Source organism: Micromonospora sp. NPDC005173, from assembly GCF_040608515.1.
Lineage (GTDB): Bacteria > Actinomycetota > Actinomycetes > Mycobacteriales > Micromonosporaceae > Micromonospora.
The window spans coordinates 91,532-106,918 of record NZ_JBEXIK010000015.1 but is presented as its reverse complement, the minus strand read 5'-3'; the positions used below and the strand labels follow the sequence as shown (position 1 = coordinate 106,918).

Genomic DNA, 15,387 nt, shown 5'->3' with positions numbered 1-15,387 from the left:
TTCCAGCCGACGTCATCACCTGTGTCACCGTCTGCTCTCTCCCGACTTGACCGACCCGGGCTACTACCCTCGCAAACCAGGGTCGAAACGGCGTAAATCGGGGCCCTGCGACGCGCGGACGCGCGACAGGGGCCCCGACAGCCGCAGGCCCCGACGCGTCAGCGCGCGGCTCCGCTGAGCCGCCGGCCGATCGAGGCGATCAGCCGGTCGAGCTCGGAGCCGAACGGGTTGTCGTGCACCAGGTAGGTCCACGTCGCGGTCGGGCGGACCAGGGTGCCATCATCGGGCTGCCAGTCCTCGTCGAATTCGGTCTCGGTGAAGGTGGCGATGGTGCGGGCCTCGATCTCCGGGAACAGGTTGTTGAACGCCGGCACCGCGGCCCGGTGGAACTCGTCCAGCGGGTCGAGCCGGCCCAGCGCGCGCAGGTGCACGCCCTCGCGAACCTCGGACAGCTCGGCCAGGTGCTCGGCCCAGAGGCGATCCACGTGGTAGAGCGCGATGGCCCGGGCCGCCCGGGCGAGCAGATCCTCGTCCATCTCGCCGGCCTTCTCGGGCATCTTGTCCAGCAGCATCAGCGCGGCCACGTCACTGGTCAGCAGCCGCTCCCGGCGCTCGGCGAGGGCCTTGCGCTGCTGCTCGATCACGACGCTGTAGCGCCAGGTGTTGCGGTGGATCTCGTGGTTGACACCCTCGGCGACGCGCTGGGCGTGCTCCACCGCGTAGTCCACCTGCTCGTCGGTGACCAGGCCGTCGGCGTTCATCCGCGGCGACGCCGGCACCGCGTCGGCGGCGTGCCGGATGACCAGGTCGTCCTCCAGGCTGACGAAGAAGACCGACCCACCCGGGTCGCCCTGCCGGCCGGCCCGGCCGCGCAGCTGGTCGTCCACCCGGCGGCTGTCGTGCCGGCCGCTGCCGATCAGGTACAGCCCGCCCAGCTCGGCCACCCGCTCCCGGTCGGTCTGGTCGCTGCCGCCGAGCCGGATGTCCACGCCCCGGCCGGCCATCTGGGTGGAGACGGTCACCGCGCCGTACGCGCCGGCCTCGGCGATGATCGCCGCTTCCTCGTCGTCGTTCTTGGCGTTCAGCACCACGCAGGGCACCCCGGCCGCGTTCAGCCCGGCGGCCAGCCCCTCGGACTCCTTGACGTCCAGCGTGCCGACGAGCACCGGCCGCCCCTCGGCGTGGCAGCGCCGGATCTCGTCGATCAGCGCCTCGTCCTTCTCCGCCCGGGTCGCGTAGATCCGGTCCGGCTCGTCCTCGCGGACGCACGGGGTGTTCGGTGGGATCACCGCCACCTCAAGGCCGAAGAACTCCCGCAGCTGGTCACCGACCAGCACCGCGGTCGCGGTCATCCCACAGACCTTCGGGTAGAGCGCGATGAACGCCTGGATGGCGATGGTGCCCAGCACCTCGCCCTCGGCGGTGGCGTCCAGGCCCTCCTTGGCCTCCACGGCCGCCTGGAGCCCGTCCGGCCAGCGGCGGCGCTGGGCCACCCGGCCGCGCATCTCGTCGATCAGCTCGACCGAGCCCTCCCGGACGATGTAGTCCACGTCACGGTGCAGCAGGGCGTGCGCGTGCAGCGCCACGTTGACCGCGGAGAGCTGCGCGACGTGGTCCTCGTCGTACAGGTCGATGCCGAGCTTGGCCTCGACGGCGGCCAGGCCGGCGGCGGTGAACGCCACGCTGCGCCCGTCCTCGGCGACCGTGTAGTGCCGGCCCTTGCGCAGCCCGCGCATCAGCGCGGCGGCGGCGTGCACCGGGTCCTGCTCGCCCGGCACCGCGCCGGCGAGGACCATCGGAACCCGGGCCTCGTCGATCATGATCGAGTCGGCCTCGTCGACGATCGCGGTGGTCAGCGACGGCTGCACCCGGTCGGCCACGTCGGTGACCAACTGGTCGCGCAGGTAGTCGAAGCCCGCCTCGCTGACCGAGACGTAGGTGACGTCACAGGAGTACGCGTCGCGCCGCTCCTGCGGGGTGGACGCCTCGTTGACCCAGCCGACGGTCAGGCCGAGCGGGGTGTAGACCGGCTCCATCCACTGCGCGTCGCGGCGGGCCAGATAGTCGTTGACGGTGAGCACGTGCACCGGCCCGTTTCCGAGCCGAACGTGCCCGTACGCGGCGATCGCGGCGGTCAGGGTCTTGCCCTCACCGGTGGCCATTTCGGCGACCTTGCCGGAGAGCAGCGCCATCGCGCCGAGCAGCTGTACGTCGTACGGCCGCTGGTCGAGGCCACGGCGGGCGGCCTCCCGGCCGACGGCGCAGATCTCCTCGTAGCCGACCGCGTTGCCAGCGGCCTCGGTCAGCGCGGCGTCGTCCAGCGCGGCGAGGTCATCCTCGCGCGCCTCGATCGCCGGCAGCAGCTTCTCCAGCGGAGCAAGCTCCACGGTCGTGCCCGGGCGCTGGAGGAACCGCCGGAACTTGCTCTTGAACCGTTGCGACACACCCATGAGCGGCAACGGTACGCGATTCGAGCCGGCTCCTGCGGCCCGACCGGTCGGGCGGTCGCCGGCATGTCGAACCCGACGCCGCCGGGTCAGCCGACCAGCAGCTGGTGGGTGGCCAGCTCCCGGTAGAGCGGGTCGGTGGCGGTCAGCTCGGCATGGGTGCCCACGGCCACCACCCGGCCGCCGTCGAGGACGACGATCTGGTCGGCGTCGACCACGGTGGCGAGCCGGTGCGCCACGATCAACAGCGTCCGGCGGACGGCCACCGCGTCGATGGCGCGGCGCAGCGCCGCCTCGTTGCGCGCGTCGAGGTTGCTGGTCGGCTCGTCGAGCAGCAGCACCGGCGGGCCGGCCAGCAGCGCCCGGGCGATGGCCAGCCGCTGCCGCTCACCCCCGGAGAGCAGCACCCCGCCCTCCCCCACCTGGACGTCCAGGCCCTGCGGGGAACGGTGGGCCAGATGAGCCAGGTTGACCTTGTCGAGGACCTCGTGCAGCCGGTCGTCGGCGGCGTCCGGCGTGGTGATCAAGAGGTTCTCCCGCAGCGTGCCGGCCAGCACCGGGGCCTCCTGCTCGACGTAGCCGAGCCGGGCCCGCAGCGCGTCGCGCGGCAGCTCCCGCACGTCGCTGCCGTCCAGCCGGACCGCGCCGGCGCTCACCTCGTAGAAGCGCTCGACCAGGGCCAGCAGAGTCGACTTGCCGGCGCCGGAGGGGCCGACCAGGGCGGTGCGGGTGCCGGTCGGCACCGCGAAGCTCACCTCGTGCAGCACCGGCTCGCCGCCCGGGTAGCCGAACCCCACCCGGTCGAACTCGATCATCGGGGCGGGGCCGCGGGGTTTCGCCGTGGCACCCACGGCCACCGGCCGGTCCGCCGCTCCCTCCGCCGGCACCGCCAGGATCTCCTCGATCCGCTGCAACGCGCCCAGGCCGGTCTGCAACTGGGTGTACGCGTTCAGCACCTGGGCCAGCGGCAGGGCCAGGAAGAACAGGTACATGACGAAGGCGACCAGATCCCCGACGGTGATCGCGCCGGCGGCCACCCGGGCCCCGCCGATGCCGAGCACCAGCAGGAACGCGCCCTGCACGGTGACCGAGCCGATGGGCCCGACCACCGCCTGCACCCGGGCCACCCGCAGCCCCGCCCCGTACGCCGCCCGGGCGCTGCCGGTGACGGTCTCCGTCTCCCGGGCCTCGGCCCGGCTGGCGCGGATGGTCCGGGCCGCCGAGATGGCCCGCTCCACCGACGAGGTCATCTCGCCGATCCGCTCCTGGGCGGCACGGGCCAGCGCCCGGACCCGCCGGGCGAAGGTGGCCGCGAAGCCCAGCCCCAGTCCCACCCCGAGCAGGGTGACACCGAACAGCAGCGGATCGAGTAGCACCATGGCAATGCCCGCGCCGAGCACCATGACCGCCCCGGTGACCGTCTCGAAGAGCCCGGAGGTGACCACCGCCCGCAGCAGGGTGGTGTCCGAGCCCACCCGGGAGAGCAGGTCGCCGGTGCGCCGGCGGTCGTACTCGGCGATGGGCAGCCGCAGCAGGTGCCCGGCCAGTCGCCGCCTGGTGCCCAGCACCAGCCCTTCGGCCGTGCGTTGCAGGAGGTAGTTGCGCAGGCCGCCGATCGCCGCGCCGAGCAGCACCAGCACCACCAGCACCGCCACCAGCCGGGACACCCCCAGGCCGTCGCTCACCCGGTCGAGCACCGACCGGGTGAGCAGCGGCTGGGCCAGTGACGCCCCCGCCCCGGCCAGCGACAGCACGCCCACCACGGCGAGGGTGCCGCGGTGCTCACGCAGGTACGGCAGCAGGGCGGTCAGGCCGACGGGCCGACCCTCACGGGTGCTCATGGCCGGAACGGTAGTCCGCCCCGTCACCCGGCGAGCGCGCTCCGCCGGCAGGTCAGCCGGCCAGCACCACCTGAAGCTCCTGGCGACGCCGCTCCGCCAGGTCGGTGAGCAGGGTGGGCGCCTCGTCGAACGGCACCACCGCCGAGACCAGGTGCTTGCGGATCACGTCGCCGTACGCCCGGAGCAGGTCGATGGTCTCGGCGGAGAGTCGCTCCCGGTCCCAGGTCGGCGCGAGCCCACGCGGGACCCGGCCGATCTGCGCGCAGCGCAGCGACAGCCCGTTGTGGTGGAACTCCTCGCCGAGCCGGACGGCGTCCGCGCCGTGCTGGTAGAAGGCGAGGTCGATGACGGTGCCCTGCGGGCGCAGCAGCCGCAGCGCGAGTTGCAACGCCCACGCCTGCCCCCGGCACTGGAACACCACGTCGGCACCCCGGTCGCCGGCGGTGTGCCCCCACCGGGTCTTGAGCACCGTCGCCGGGTCGTCCGCGTCCGGGTCGAGGGTCTCCAGGCCGAGCGCCTCGGCGACCTGGCGGCGCTGCGGGGTGGGGTCGAGCACCACCACCGAGGCGGCGCCGTGCCGCCGGGCGAGCAGCGCGGTCAGCAGCGCCACCACACCGGCACCGACCACCGCGACCCGGCGGCCACGCACCCCGTCACCGAGCGAGCGGACGTCGGCGCCGTGCAGGTCGGCGGCGGCGTGCAGCAGGCCGTTGGCGCAGATCGGGCCCATGTGGGCGACGTAGATGCCGAGCAGCGGGTCCAGGTCGTCGGGGAGCGCGACGAACCGCTCGGCGACGGGGTCGGCCAGCCAGCCGGTGCGGTGCCCGTAGGTCATCGCGCCGACCGCGCCCACCGCGACTGCCGGGGTGGCGCTCTCCACCACCCGGCCGACCTGCATGTAGCCCAGCCGGGTCACCGGGTACGGGGTGCTCACGTCGCCCGGTTGGAAAAGCCCCAGATCGGCGTTCCACGTCACGTTCAGGTACGGGTTGGTGCCCTTGACGTAGCTCAGTTCGGTGCCGGCGGAGACACCGCTGAACAGCGTCTCGACCCGGAAGGTGCCGGGGCGCAGCGGTGCGGCGTCCTGCTCGACCAGCTCCACCCGGCCGGGGCCGGCGACCACCACGACCTTGTCACGCATCGACCGTCACCCCGCTGGAGAGCACCGCCGGCTCGACCGGGGCGGCGAGCCGGATGGTCCCGCCGGTGCGGGCCGAGTCGGCCACCGCGAGAGCCAGTCGCTGGGTGCCCAGCGCCTCGGCGTACGGGACGCGTACGTCGTCGCCGATGCCCCGCACCGCGTCGATGAAGGCCCGGTCGACCGCCACCCGGGCGGCCTCCGGGTCGGCCGGGACGTGTCGCTCGCCGTCGGCGTCGCGGATCAGCAGGCCGTCCTCGGTGAGCGACAGCGCCAGCCCGTCGGCGAGGATCTCCAGCCCGGCCCGGTGCTTCCAGCCCAGCACGCAGGCCGCACTGAGCGTGCCGACCGCACCGCTGGCGAACCGCAGCGTGGCGGTGGTCACCGAGTCGATGTCCGCGCCGTCCACCGGGGGCGGTGTGCCGTTGCCGTACGCGGTGACCTCGGTGACCTCGCCGGCCAGCGTCCGGATCAGGTCCAGCACGTGCGCGGCCTGCTCGACGACCGGGCCGCCGGAGCGGTCCCGTCGTGACCACCAGGCCACCGGTGGGACCTTGTCCAGCCAGGCGCCGCTGACCATCCGCACCGGACGGTCCGCGAGCAGCTCACGGGCCTGATCGAGAAAGCTCAGGTAGCGCCAGTGGTGCCCGACGGCGGTACGCAGCCCACGCCCGGCGACCAGGTCGGCGATCCGTTCGGCGGTGGCCAGGTCGACCGCGACGGGCTTCTCCACGAACATCGGCACCCCGGCGTCGATCACCGCCTCCTCGGCCGGGCCGTGCGCGAACGGCGGCACGCAGACGTACACCGCGTCCGGGCCGGCGGCCAGCAGCTCGGCGACGTCTGCGTAGGCCCGTCCGCCGTGCTGCGCGGCCAGCGCGGTGGCCGCCTCCGGGGCCACGTCGGTCACCCCGATCAGCTCGACGTCATCGAACCCGCCCAGCACGCGGGCGTGCCGCTGTGCCACTCCGCCGGCCCCCACGAGACCAACCCGGCATCTGCGCATTCCACAACCTTTCCGAGAACGTTTCTACTTCGATGGGAGCAGTCCCCCGGTGTGTGCGCAATCAAACGTTCATCCCCCGGGAACCCGACCGCGTCACCCTTGTGATCAAGCTGTTGCCCTGGGAACGGTTAGTGCGTGGTGGCGAGTGGGAACTACCACCCTCGGCTATTTCCACGCACGAACGGAGGGGGTGCCCGTGCGGGATACGACCGTGTCACCGGTAGTGGAGGCGTGGGCCACGTACCGAACCACGTCGGCGGCGGACTGGCCGGCGCGCCGGCTGCTGCGCGCCAAGGGAGAGAGCCGGGTCAGTGTGGTGCTGCCGGCGCGCAACGAGGAGTCCACAGTCGGCGCGATCGTGTCGACCATCCGGGAGCACCTGATGGATCGGGTCGCCCTGGTCGACGAGCTGATCGTGGTGGATTCGCGGTCGACCGACCGCACCGCGCAGGTGGCCCGGGCCGCCGGCGCGGAGGTGGTCAGTCAGGACGAGATGACCCGGGGGCTGCCCCGGCTCAGCGGCAAGGGCGACGCGCTCTGGGCCGGCCTGGCCGCCGCCGAGGGGGACGTGGTGGCGTTCATCGACGCCGACCTGCGGGAGTTCCGGCCGCACTTCGTGAGCGGCCTGCTCGGCCCGCTGCTGACCGACCCGTCAGTAGATTTCGTGAAGGGCTTCTACCACCGGCCGCTGGTGAGCGCCGTCAGCGTGGAGCAGGACGGCGGCGGCCGGGTGACCGAGCTGATGGCCCGACCGCTGCTCAACCTCTTCTGGCCCGAGCTGGCCGGCTTCGTGCAGCCGCTCGCCGGCGAGTACGCCGGCCGGCGCGAGGTGCTGGCCCAGGTGCCGTTCGTCTCCGGGTACGGGGTGGAGACGGCGATGCTGATCGACCTGCTCGACCTGGTCGGTCTGGACGCGTTGGCGCAGGTCGACCTGGGCGAGCGCAAGCACCGGCACCAGGACACGGCGGCGCTCGGGCGGATGTCCGCGCAGATCATGTTGACCGCCTGGTCCCGGTTGCAGCGGCGCGGCTGGGCGAGCCCGGGCATGTCACCGGAGGCACTGCTGACCCAGTTCCGCCGCGGCGGCTCGGACACGCTGCCGAACCTCGACCGGGAGATCGTGGTCAGCGACGTGTCCATCGAGGAGCGCCCGCCGCTGGCCGAGCTGCGCCACCGGTTGCCTAGCCGACGGGTGGCCGCGGCGTGAGCGCCCGGGCGTACCGGCCGGGCGCGCATGCACGGCAAGGCCGCATCCGATGAGCCTCACCGTGCTGATGAACGCCGGTCCGTGGCTGTCCGTGCCGCCGCCCGGCTACGGCGGCATCGAGAACGTCATCGCCACGCTGGTGCCGGAGCTGCGGCGACTCGGCGTACGGGTGGTGCTCGCCTCGGTGGAGACCAGCACCCTGCGGGTGGACGAGAAGATCTCGGTCTTTCCCGACGGGCAGTTCGCCGCGCTGCAACGGCCGTACAACCAGGTCTGCGGGATCGCCCAGGCGCACCTGGCCGGGGTGGTCCGCGAGCTGTACGCCCGCGACGACATCGACCTGGTGCACGACCACGTGGAGGCGGTCGGGCTGGCCACCCTCGCGGCGATGGGGCCGACCGGCCCGCCGACCCTGCACACCCTGCACTGGGACCTGGCCAAGCACCCCGCGCTCTACGGCACCCTGGACGGTGGCGACCGGGTCCGGGTCAACGGGGTCTCCGCGTCGCAGTTGGCCCGCGCCCCGCGCGCGCTGCGGGAACACTCGGTGGGGCACGTGCACCTGTCGACCCCGCTGGCCGTGGACGCCGACCGGCGACCCGCTCCGGAGAAGGGCGACCACCTGCTGATCCTCGGCCGCGTCAACCCGGGCAAGGGGCAGGACGTGGGTGCCCGGCTCGCCCACCGGATCGGTGTCCCGCTGGTGCTGGCCGGGCCGGTCGGCCCGTACCACCGGCCGGCCGAGCTGGCCGCGGCCGGCGACGAGGCCCGGCAGAACCCGGACGTACGGTTCTTCCTCGACGAGGTCGCGCCGCACGTCGACGGTGACCTGGTTCGCTGGGTCGGCACGGTGGCCGGTCAGGAACGCGACGACCTGCTCGCCAGCGCCCGCGCGTCGCTGTTCCCGCTGCGCTGGGAGGAGCCGGGCGGCACCGCGGTGGTCGAGTCGCTCGCGCTGGGCACGCCGGTGGTGGCGACCGCCCGGGGCTGCCTGCCGGAGCTGATCGAGCACGGCCGCACCGGGCTGCTCACCGGCGACGAGGAGGAACTGGGCGATCTGGTGCTCGCCGCCGAGTTGCTCGACGCCGACGAGTGCCGGCGGGTGGCCGCGCAGCGGTTCACCCCCGCCGTGATGGCCCAACGCTACGTCGAGCTCTACCAGCGGGTCCGCGAGCTGGCCGGCGCCCCGCGGCTGCAACCGGTCTGATCTTCGCCCGTTGCCGTCGACGTTTGCCGTCGACGGCAACGGGTAGCCGGCACCGCTCACGCCCGCCGCGGCAGCGAGGAGCCGGTGATGATCGGACCGATGGCGCACTCCCGGGCCCGCCCCAACCCGGCTGACGGCAAGCCGCCGGTACGCCGTGCGGCGGGCACGGTGGGGGTGCTGTTCCTGCTGATCGGCGTCCTCGGCTTCGTGCCGGGGATCACCAGCGGCACGCCTGACCTGGGGTTCGCCGGACACGGCTCGGGTGCGTACCTGTTCGGCGCGTTCCAGGTGTCGGTGCTGCACAACCTGGTGCACCTGCTGTTCGGGGTGGCCGGCCTGACCCTGGCCCGCACGGTCAGCGGCGCCCGGACGTTTCTCGTCGGCGGCGGCGCCATCTACCTGGTGCTCTGGCTCTACGGGCTGGCGGTGGACCACGACACCGGGGCGAACGTGCTGCCGGTCAACGACGCCGACAACTGGCTGCACCTCGGCCTCGGCGTCGGCATGATCGCACTGGGCGTGCTGACCGGACGGGCCCGTGGGTGACCCGCTCCCCGGCGACCGAGACCTGCCTCGCCCTACCGGTCGGTCCGGTTTGATCCGACACGGGGTCGGGTAGTTCGCAGATCCCGACCGACCAGCGAATTGAGGGCTCATTGTCCAGCCGGATCACCTGCGAGGTGCGTGACACGGCACCGGTGGCGGTCGTCCAGCTCGCCGGCTCGCTGGATGTGGGCACCATGCGGACGGTGCACGAGGCGCTGGACCGGGTGCTGGCCACCCAGCCGGACGCACTGGTGGTCGACCTCGCCGAGGTCACCGTCCAGGACCGGTTGGCGCTGTCCGTCTTCGCCGCGGCGGCCCGCCGGGCCGAGGAGTGGCCGGCGGTGCCGGTGGTGCTCTGCGCCCCACCGCCGACCGCCGCGCGCTGGCTGGCCGAGACGTCCGCGTGCCGGGTGGTTCCGGTGTCCCCCGACTGCGCGGAGGCGACCCGGATGGCGGGCGCCGCCAGCGCGCCCCGGCTGCGGATCCGTCTGGAGCCGGCGGCTGAGGCCTGCCGGCGCGCCCGGGAGATGGTCGCCGACGCGTGCGCGCGGTGGAACCTTCCCGACGCGGCCGGCCCGGCCGCGCTGGTCCTCAGCGAGCTGGTCGGCAACGTGGTCCGGCACGCCGGCACACCGATGCAGGTGACGGTGACCCTGCGCCGGCCATACCTGCATCTGGCCGTGGTGGACGGCAGCCAGGCGGCTGCCCGGCCGACAGCGGCGGACTCGCGCTCCGAGGGTGGGCGCGGGCTGATGCTGGTCCGGGAGTTGGCGCAGCGGTGGGGCAGCGTGCCGGCCGGCCAGGGCAAGGCCGTCTGGGCGATGCTGCCGGCGACCTGACAGTTCGAGGTGGTTCCGGCGGTACCGGCGATCTGACCGAAATTACCGCTCCCGCCTGGTTACATGGTGAGAGGGTCGGGTAGGCACGCCCGTCCTTTTCGTCATCACGACGGGGTGAGCAGCCATGCCGAAGCGGGTAACCACGGAACCCGGTCGCGATCGAGGTCCGGCAATCCTGGCACCGGCCCGGTTCGGGGGCTTCCCCGGACCACGGCGGCCACCGATCCCCGGAAACACTCTGATCAGGTTCCTCGCCACCACCGACCACAAGCAGATCGGCCTGCTGTACCTGCTGACCTCCTTCGCGTTCTTCGTGCTGGCCGGGCTGCAGGCGATGCTGATGCGCGCCGAGCTGGCCCGCCCGGGGATGCAGATCCTCTCCCCGGAGCAGTACAACCAGCTCTTCACCTCGCACGGCGCCGTGATGCTGCTGCTGTTCGCGACGCCGGCGGCCTTCGGGTTCGGCAACTTCATCGTGCCGATCCAGATCGGCGCGCCCGACGTGTCGTTCCCCCGGCTCAACGCACTGGCCTACTGGCTGTACCTGTTCGGCGGCCTGATGGTGATCGGCGGTTTCCTCACGCCGCAGGGCTCGGCGGACTTCGGCTGGACCGCGTACACCCCGCTCAGCGACGTCGAGCACAGCCCCGGCGTGGGCGCGAACATGTGGGTGATGGGCCTGGTCGTATCCGGGCTGGGCACCATCCTCGGCGCGGTCAACCTGATCACCACGATCCTGACCCTGCGCGCACCCGGAATGACCATGTTCCGGATGCCGATCTTCACCTGGAACATGTTGTTCACCAGCGTGCTGGTGATCCTGGTCTTCCCGCTCCTGGCCGCCGCACTGCTGGCGCTCTCGGCCGACCGGCTGCTCAACGCCCACGTCTACGACGCGGCCACCGGCGGCCCGATGCTCTGGCAACACCTGTTCTGGTTCTTCGGCCACCCTGAGGTGTACATCATCGCGCTGCCGTTCTTCGGCATCGTCACCGAGATCATCCCGGTCTTCTCCCGCAAGCCGCTCTTCGGCTACACCGGGATGGTGCTGGCCACCATCGCGATCACCGTGCTGTCCATGACGGTCTGGGCGCACCACATGTTCGCCACCGGCCAGGTGCTGCTGCCGTTCTTCAGCATCGTCAGCTATCTGATCGCGGTGCCCACCGGCGTGAAGTTCTTCAACTGGATCGGCACCATGTGGAAGGGCCAGATCACCTTCGAGACGCCCATGCTGTTCTCCATCGGCTTCCTGGTCACCTTCCTGCTCGGCGGGCTCACCGGAGTGCTGCTGGCCAGCCCGCCGGTGGACTGGCACACCCACGACACCTACTTCGTCGTGGCGCACTTCCACTACGTGGTCTTCGGCACCGTGGTCTTCGCCCTCTTCGCCGGCTACTACTTCTGGTGGCCGAAGATGACCGGGCGGCTGCTCGACGAGCGGCTGGGCAAGGCGCACTTCTGGACCATGTTCATCGGTTTCCACGGCACCTTCCTGGTGCACCACTGGCTGGGCACCAAGGGCATGCCCCGCCGGTACGCCGACTACCTGCCCACCGACGGATTCACCACGCTGAACACGATCTCCACCATCTTCTCGTTCATCCTCGGCGCGTCCACCCTGTTCTTCATCTACAACGCGTGGAAGTCCTGGCGGTACGGGGCGATGGTGACGGTGGACGACCCGTGGGGCTTCAGCAACTCGCTGGAGTGGGCCACCACCTGCCCACCGCCGCTGCGCAACTTCGACCGGATGCCCCGGATCCGCTCGGAGCGTCCCGCGTTCGACCTGAAGTACGGCCCGCTCGTCGCCGACCTGGGTCGGGACCTGCCGCAGCGCACCACGAAGCCGCCGCAGCACTTCGCCGACGAGCTGCACATGGAGCATCACGTGCCAGAGTCGCCCGCCGCCGAGGGCGCGCACGGCGCCCGCGATGCGACCGAGTACCAGCCGGCGCCGCAGTCCGGCGCCCGGCCGGTGGATGTGCCGGAGCCCGAGGGCGTGCGTCGGCCGAGCTTCGAGGAGAGCGACGCGCCGCAGGACCGCACCGACGAGCCGAAACCGCACGAGCGCTGGCGGCACCCGCACAGCGACGGCGGTGACACCGAGGAACGCTGATCCGGAAGGAGCACGCGACAGAGGGCCGACACCCACCGGGGTGTCGGCCCTCGCCATGCCGGTACGCGCGTGGTGCCCGGTTCCGGTCAGTCCCGGGCGGGTGCCAGGCCGGCGGCGGTGAGCGAACGGCGTACCGCGGGCTGGACCCGGGTCAGCCGCAGCGGCACCCCGGTCCGCTCCGCCGCGTCCCGCCCGGCCATCAGCGCCGCGATCCCGCCGGCGTCGAAGCCACCCGCACCGACCAGGTCGACGACCACCTCGCTCGGCTGGCCGGTGACCGCCTCCAACATCGCCCGGCGCAACTGGTCCGCGCCGTCCCGGTCCACCTCACCGCCGACCTCGACCACCACCCGGTCACCGTTCTGCTTCACCGAGATCCGGGTCTTGCCCGGGTCTGGCTCGGCGGCGCCGTTCTGCCAGGGCGGCGGCGCGTCGGCGAGCATCGCCTGTCGCAGCCAGGTCAGCGCCCGCGACAGCAGCCGGGAGACGTGCATCTGCGAGATGCCGAACCGGGCGGCGATCTCCGCCTGGGTCTGGTTGCCGTAGAAGCGCATGGCCAGGATCCGCCGCTCACGCCAGGGCAACCGGTGCAGCAGGCCGCTCACGGTCACCCGGTCATCGACCGATTCCAGCGCATTGTCCGACTCGCCGACCAGGTCACCGAACTCCGCGGAGCTCTCCCCGCCCACCGGCGCGTTGAGCGAGGCCGGGCTGTAGCCGGCCGCCGACTCCAGCGCGGCGAGGATCTCCTCCTCCGGCGTCTCCAGCCGGGCCGCCAACTCGGCCACCGACGGCGCCCGGGACAGCTCACTGGTCAGCGCGGCGGTGGCCTGCCCCACTTCGAGGATCAGGTCACGCAGCCGGCGGGGCACGTGCACGCCCCAGGTGCGGTCCCGGAAGTGCCGTTTGATCTCACCGACGATGGTGATCGCGGCGTACGCGGTGAAGGAGCCCCGTTCCGGGTCGTACCGGTCGACGGCGTTCACCAGCCCCAGACGGGCCACCTGCTCCAAATCCTCCAGCGGCTCCCCACGGCCCCGGTACCGGCGGGCCAGCCGGCCGGCGAACGGCAGCGCGAAGCGGACCAGGTCGTCCCGTGCCTCCTGCCGCCGCTCCGGTGGCAGCCCCTCGATCCGGGCCGCGTACGCCAGCGCTGCCGCATCGAGATCCTCCAGACCTCGATCGGTGGGTGGTGGTGTGGTCGTGGTCGTGCTCGTCTGTCCGAACATCCGCGCCTCCCTCAGGAAGGTCCCCCGCCCGGATCGGGAAACCGGTCGTGCGCGTGGTCGAGCCACGCACCGGGCCGGAAAGTGGGTCAGTGACTGGGATGCCAGCGGGCGACAACGCCTCTGCGCAGCGCAATCAGACCGTCGCAGCCAGCGATGTTCCCGCTCCGTAGGTACTCAATCACGGGACCCCGGGTTCGCGAGGAAGTTTCGGCGTGCTCCGCCTCAGGAGATCAGCAACCCCTGGTGGCCGCCGCTGTCGCGGAGCACGGCCAACGCCTCGGTGGCCTCCAGCGGGGGCGGCACGGGCAGGTCGTACGGCTGGGCACGCAGCACCTCGGTGGCCCGGCGGGTGGGCACCGAGGTGACCGGGTAGCCGCGGGCGGCGGTCCGGTCCAACGCCCGACGCCGCCGGCCGAACCCGGCCACCGCCAGCCACTGCGGCAGCCCGGCCAGGGCGGGCGAGCGCACGCCGGGCGGCTCCGGCAGCACGTCCACCGAGCTGAACACCTCGCTGCCGGCCAGCCACCACTCGGCCTCGTCCACGCTGCGCCGGGTGGCGTTCTCACACCAGTACGGCACCATCCCCGCCCGCACCACCTGAAACGGATCGAGCAACCGACCGCACTCCACCACCAATCGGTCACCGGTCTTGCCGGCGCCGCGCAGCCAACTCCGGTACAGGTCGGCCACCCCGGCGCTCAGCGCGCCCGGCCTCGGCACCAGCACCCGGTGCAGCGGGTGCTGCCGGCGGGCCGCCCAGTCCCGCGCGGCCAGCTCGAAGCCCGAGTCCACGCCGTGCTCGGCGTACCCCGACGGGGCGGACACCTCCGGCGGCTGCCACCGGGTGGCGTCCCCACCGACGGAGCGCAGCACCTGCCGCAGCGCGTGGCTGTCCGGGTGGAAGTCCACCGGGTCCAGCCCGCTGGCCGGGCAGCCGACCTGAAAGCTGTGCCCGGGGCCGTGCTCCAGCACCGGCCAGGTCCGCGCGTCGCGCACCAGCAGGACCGGGGCTCCGGGGGTCAGCCGGTCGGCCAGGAACTGCGCGTACGCCGCCGGTAGCGCCCGCCAGCGGGCCGCCAGCGACACGGTCGCCCCGGTCAGTGGGCCGCGGCTGGCCGGGCAGTGCACCTGGCGCAGATGCAGGTCGGCGTTGCCGGCGAGCAGCCGAGCGGCGAGTGCCGCGCCGTGCTCCAGAGCCGCCCCGGGTCGGTCCACCGCGCCGTCGGTCCAGTGCACGGACATCTCGAATCCGGCCGGCAACCACGGCACGCCGAGGGCCACCGCGAGGTGTGCCGCCGCGCCGTGCGGCGAGCCGAGCAGCACTCCGGGGTAGCGGCGACGGGGGTACTGGTCGACGAACCAGCGGGCCACCCGGGCGGAGTCCACCTCGTCGACCTGGGGCACGGTGAGCGCGACCCGACCGGCGGCCCGGCTGACCGCGGCGCGGCGGACCGGCTCCGGGGCACCGGGGAACCGCGACACCGGTCCGGCCTGCCCGAGGTCGGCGCAGTCCACCCCGCGCAGCGCCCGCGCGGTGGCGGCGACCAGCACCCGGGCGGCGCTGCCCACGGCCACTACCCGGTCACCGGACAGACCGGCGCCGTCGGCCACGAGCCCCTTGTGCACCTTGTGCACCGGCCCCACCTTGCCTCGTTCGCTCACCACGCGGCCCGGCTTCCCGTCCCGATGGGGTTCAAACGGGGCATCACCTACCCAGGGGCACGAATCCCACAGGTCCGACGGGTGCGCCGGCCATCACCGGCGTTCGGCGACGATCGCCCTCGCACGGCGGGAGCGGGTCGCCCGGG

General features: G+C 72.9%; 11 protein-coding genes. 5 read left to right on the top strand and 6 right to left on the bottom strand.

Annotation, left to right across the window (positions count from 1 at the left end; translation table 11 throughout):
- Positions 1–158: 158 nt before the first annotated feature.
- From secA2 to ABZV00_RS18840, 4 genes are all read right to left on the bottom strand, one after another.
- Complete coding sequence (gene secA2 / locus ABZV00_RS18855; protein ID WP_355607780.1) at positions 159–2,450, bottom strand: accessory Sec system translocase SecA2; 2,292 nt, start codon at positions 2,448–2,450, stop codon at positions 159–161.
- Between the two features lie 86 nt (positions 2,451–2,536).
- Positions 2,537–4,288: an ABC transporter ATP-binding protein gene (locus ABZV00_RS18850; RefSeq protein ID WP_355607777.1), complete on the bottom strand. Its 1,752-nt coding sequence runs from the start codon at positions 4,286–4,288 to the stop codon at positions 2,537–2,539.
- Between the two features lie 52 nt (positions 4,289–4,340).
- Positions 4,341–5,429 (bottom strand): zinc-binding alcohol dehydrogenase, encoded by a 1,089-nt coding sequence (locus ABZV00_RS18845; protein ID WP_355607775.1) that lies wholly within the window; start codon positions 5,427–5,429, stop codon positions 4,341–4,343.
- Positions 5,422–6,432, bottom strand: a complete 1,011-nt coding sequence (locus ABZV00_RS18840; protein WP_355607772.1) for a Gfo/Idh/MocA family oxidoreductase — start codon at positions 6,430–6,432, stop codon at positions 5,422–5,424. The genes ABZV00_RS18845 and ABZV00_RS18840 overlap by 8 nt, the downstream gene beginning before the upstream one ends.
- A gap of 223 nt (positions 6,433–6,655) precedes the next feature.
- On the opposite strand from ABZV00_RS18840, the gene ABZV00_RS18835 reads away from it, so the two are divergent.
- The 5 genes from ABZV00_RS18835 (at position 6,656) to ctaD (ending at position 12,350) form a co-directional block, all read left to right on the top strand.
- On the top strand, positions 6,656–7,639 hold the full coding sequence (locus ABZV00_RS18835) for a glucosyl-3-phosphoglycerate synthase (RefSeq protein WP_328426655.1): 984 nt from the start codon (positions 6,656–6,658) through the stop codon (positions 7,637–7,639).
- A gap of 49 nt (positions 7,640–7,688) precedes the next feature.
- Positions 7,689–8,846: a glycosyltransferase gene (locus ABZV00_RS18830; RefSeq protein ID WP_355607769.1), complete on the top strand. Its 1,158-nt coding sequence runs from the start codon at positions 7,689–7,691 to the stop codon at positions 8,844–8,846.
- A gap of 99 nt (positions 8,847–8,945) precedes the next feature.
- Positions 8,946–9,392 carry a DUF4383 domain-containing protein gene (locus tag ABZV00_RS18825; RefSeq protein ID WP_355607911.1) on the top strand — a complete coding sequence of 149 codons (447 nt, stop codon included), beginning with the start codon at positions 8,946–8,948 and terminating at the stop codon, positions 9,390–9,392.
- 134 nt (positions 9,393–9,526) lie between these two features.
- Entirely contained in the window at positions 9,527–10,231 is a 705-nt protein-coding gene (locus tag ABZV00_RS18820) for an ATP-binding protein (protein ID WP_355607767.1), read from the top strand.
- A 124-nt stretch (positions 10,232–10,355) separates the two neighbouring features.
- On the top strand, positions 10,356–12,350 hold the full coding sequence (ctaD, locus tag ABZV00_RS18815) for a cytochrome c oxidase subunit I (protein WP_355607765.1): 1,995 nt from the start codon (positions 10,356–10,358) through the stop codon (positions 12,348–12,350).
- Positions 12,351–12,436: 86 nt separating this feature from the next.
- Here ctaD and ABZV00_RS18810 read toward each other — a convergent pair whose 3' ends face one another.
- The gene (locus ABZV00_RS18810) at positions 12,437–13,579 is read right to left on the bottom strand and encodes a SigB/SigF/SigG family RNA polymerase sigma factor (RefSeq protein WP_328417048.1); all 1,143 of its coding nucleotides are present in this window, start codon (positions 13,577–13,579) and stop codon (positions 12,437–12,439) included.
- A gap of 222 nt (positions 13,580–13,801) precedes the next feature.
- Positions 13,802–15,214: a hypothetical protein gene (locus ABZV00_RS18805; protein WP_355607762.1), complete on the bottom strand. Its 1,413-nt coding sequence runs from the start codon at positions 15,212–15,214 to the stop codon at positions 13,802–13,804.
- Positions 15,215–15,387: the final 173 nt, after the last annotated feature.

Excerpts from the sequence above, each read along its gene's own strand:
- ABZV00_RS18825 (WP_355607911.1), top strand. The coding sequence starts at position 8,946 with ATGGCGCACTCCCGGGCCCGCCCCAACCCGGCTGACGGCAAGCCGCCG.
- ctaD (WP_355607765.1), top strand. The coding sequence starts at position 10,356 with ATGCCGAAGCGGGTAACCACGGAACCCGGTCGCGATCGAGGTCCGGCA.
- ABZV00_RS18845 (WP_355607775.1), bottom strand. The coding sequence starts at position 5,429 with ATGCGTGACAAGGTCGTGGTGGTCGCCGGCCCCGGCCGGGTGGAGCTG.
- ABZV00_RS18830 (WP_355607769.1), top strand. The coding sequence starts at position 7,689 with ATGAGCCTCACCGTGCTGATGAACGCCGGTCCGTGGCTGTCCGTGCCG.
- ABZV00_RS18810 (WP_328417048.1), bottom strand. The coding sequence starts at position 13,579 with ATGTTCGGACAGACGAGCACGACCACGACCACACCACCACCCACCGAT.
- ABZV00_RS18850 (WP_355607777.1), bottom strand. The coding sequence starts at position 4,288 with ATGAGCACCCGTGAGGGTCGGCCCGTCGGCCTGACCGCCCTGCTGCCG.
- secA2 (WP_355607780.1), bottom strand. The coding sequence starts at position 2,450 with ATGGGTGTGTCGCAACGGTTCAAGAGCAAGTTCCGGCGGTTCCTCCAG.
- ABZV00_RS18840 (WP_355607772.1), bottom strand. The coding sequence starts at position 6,432 with ATGCGCAGATGCCGGGTTGGTCTCGTGGGGGCCGGCGGAGTGGCACAG.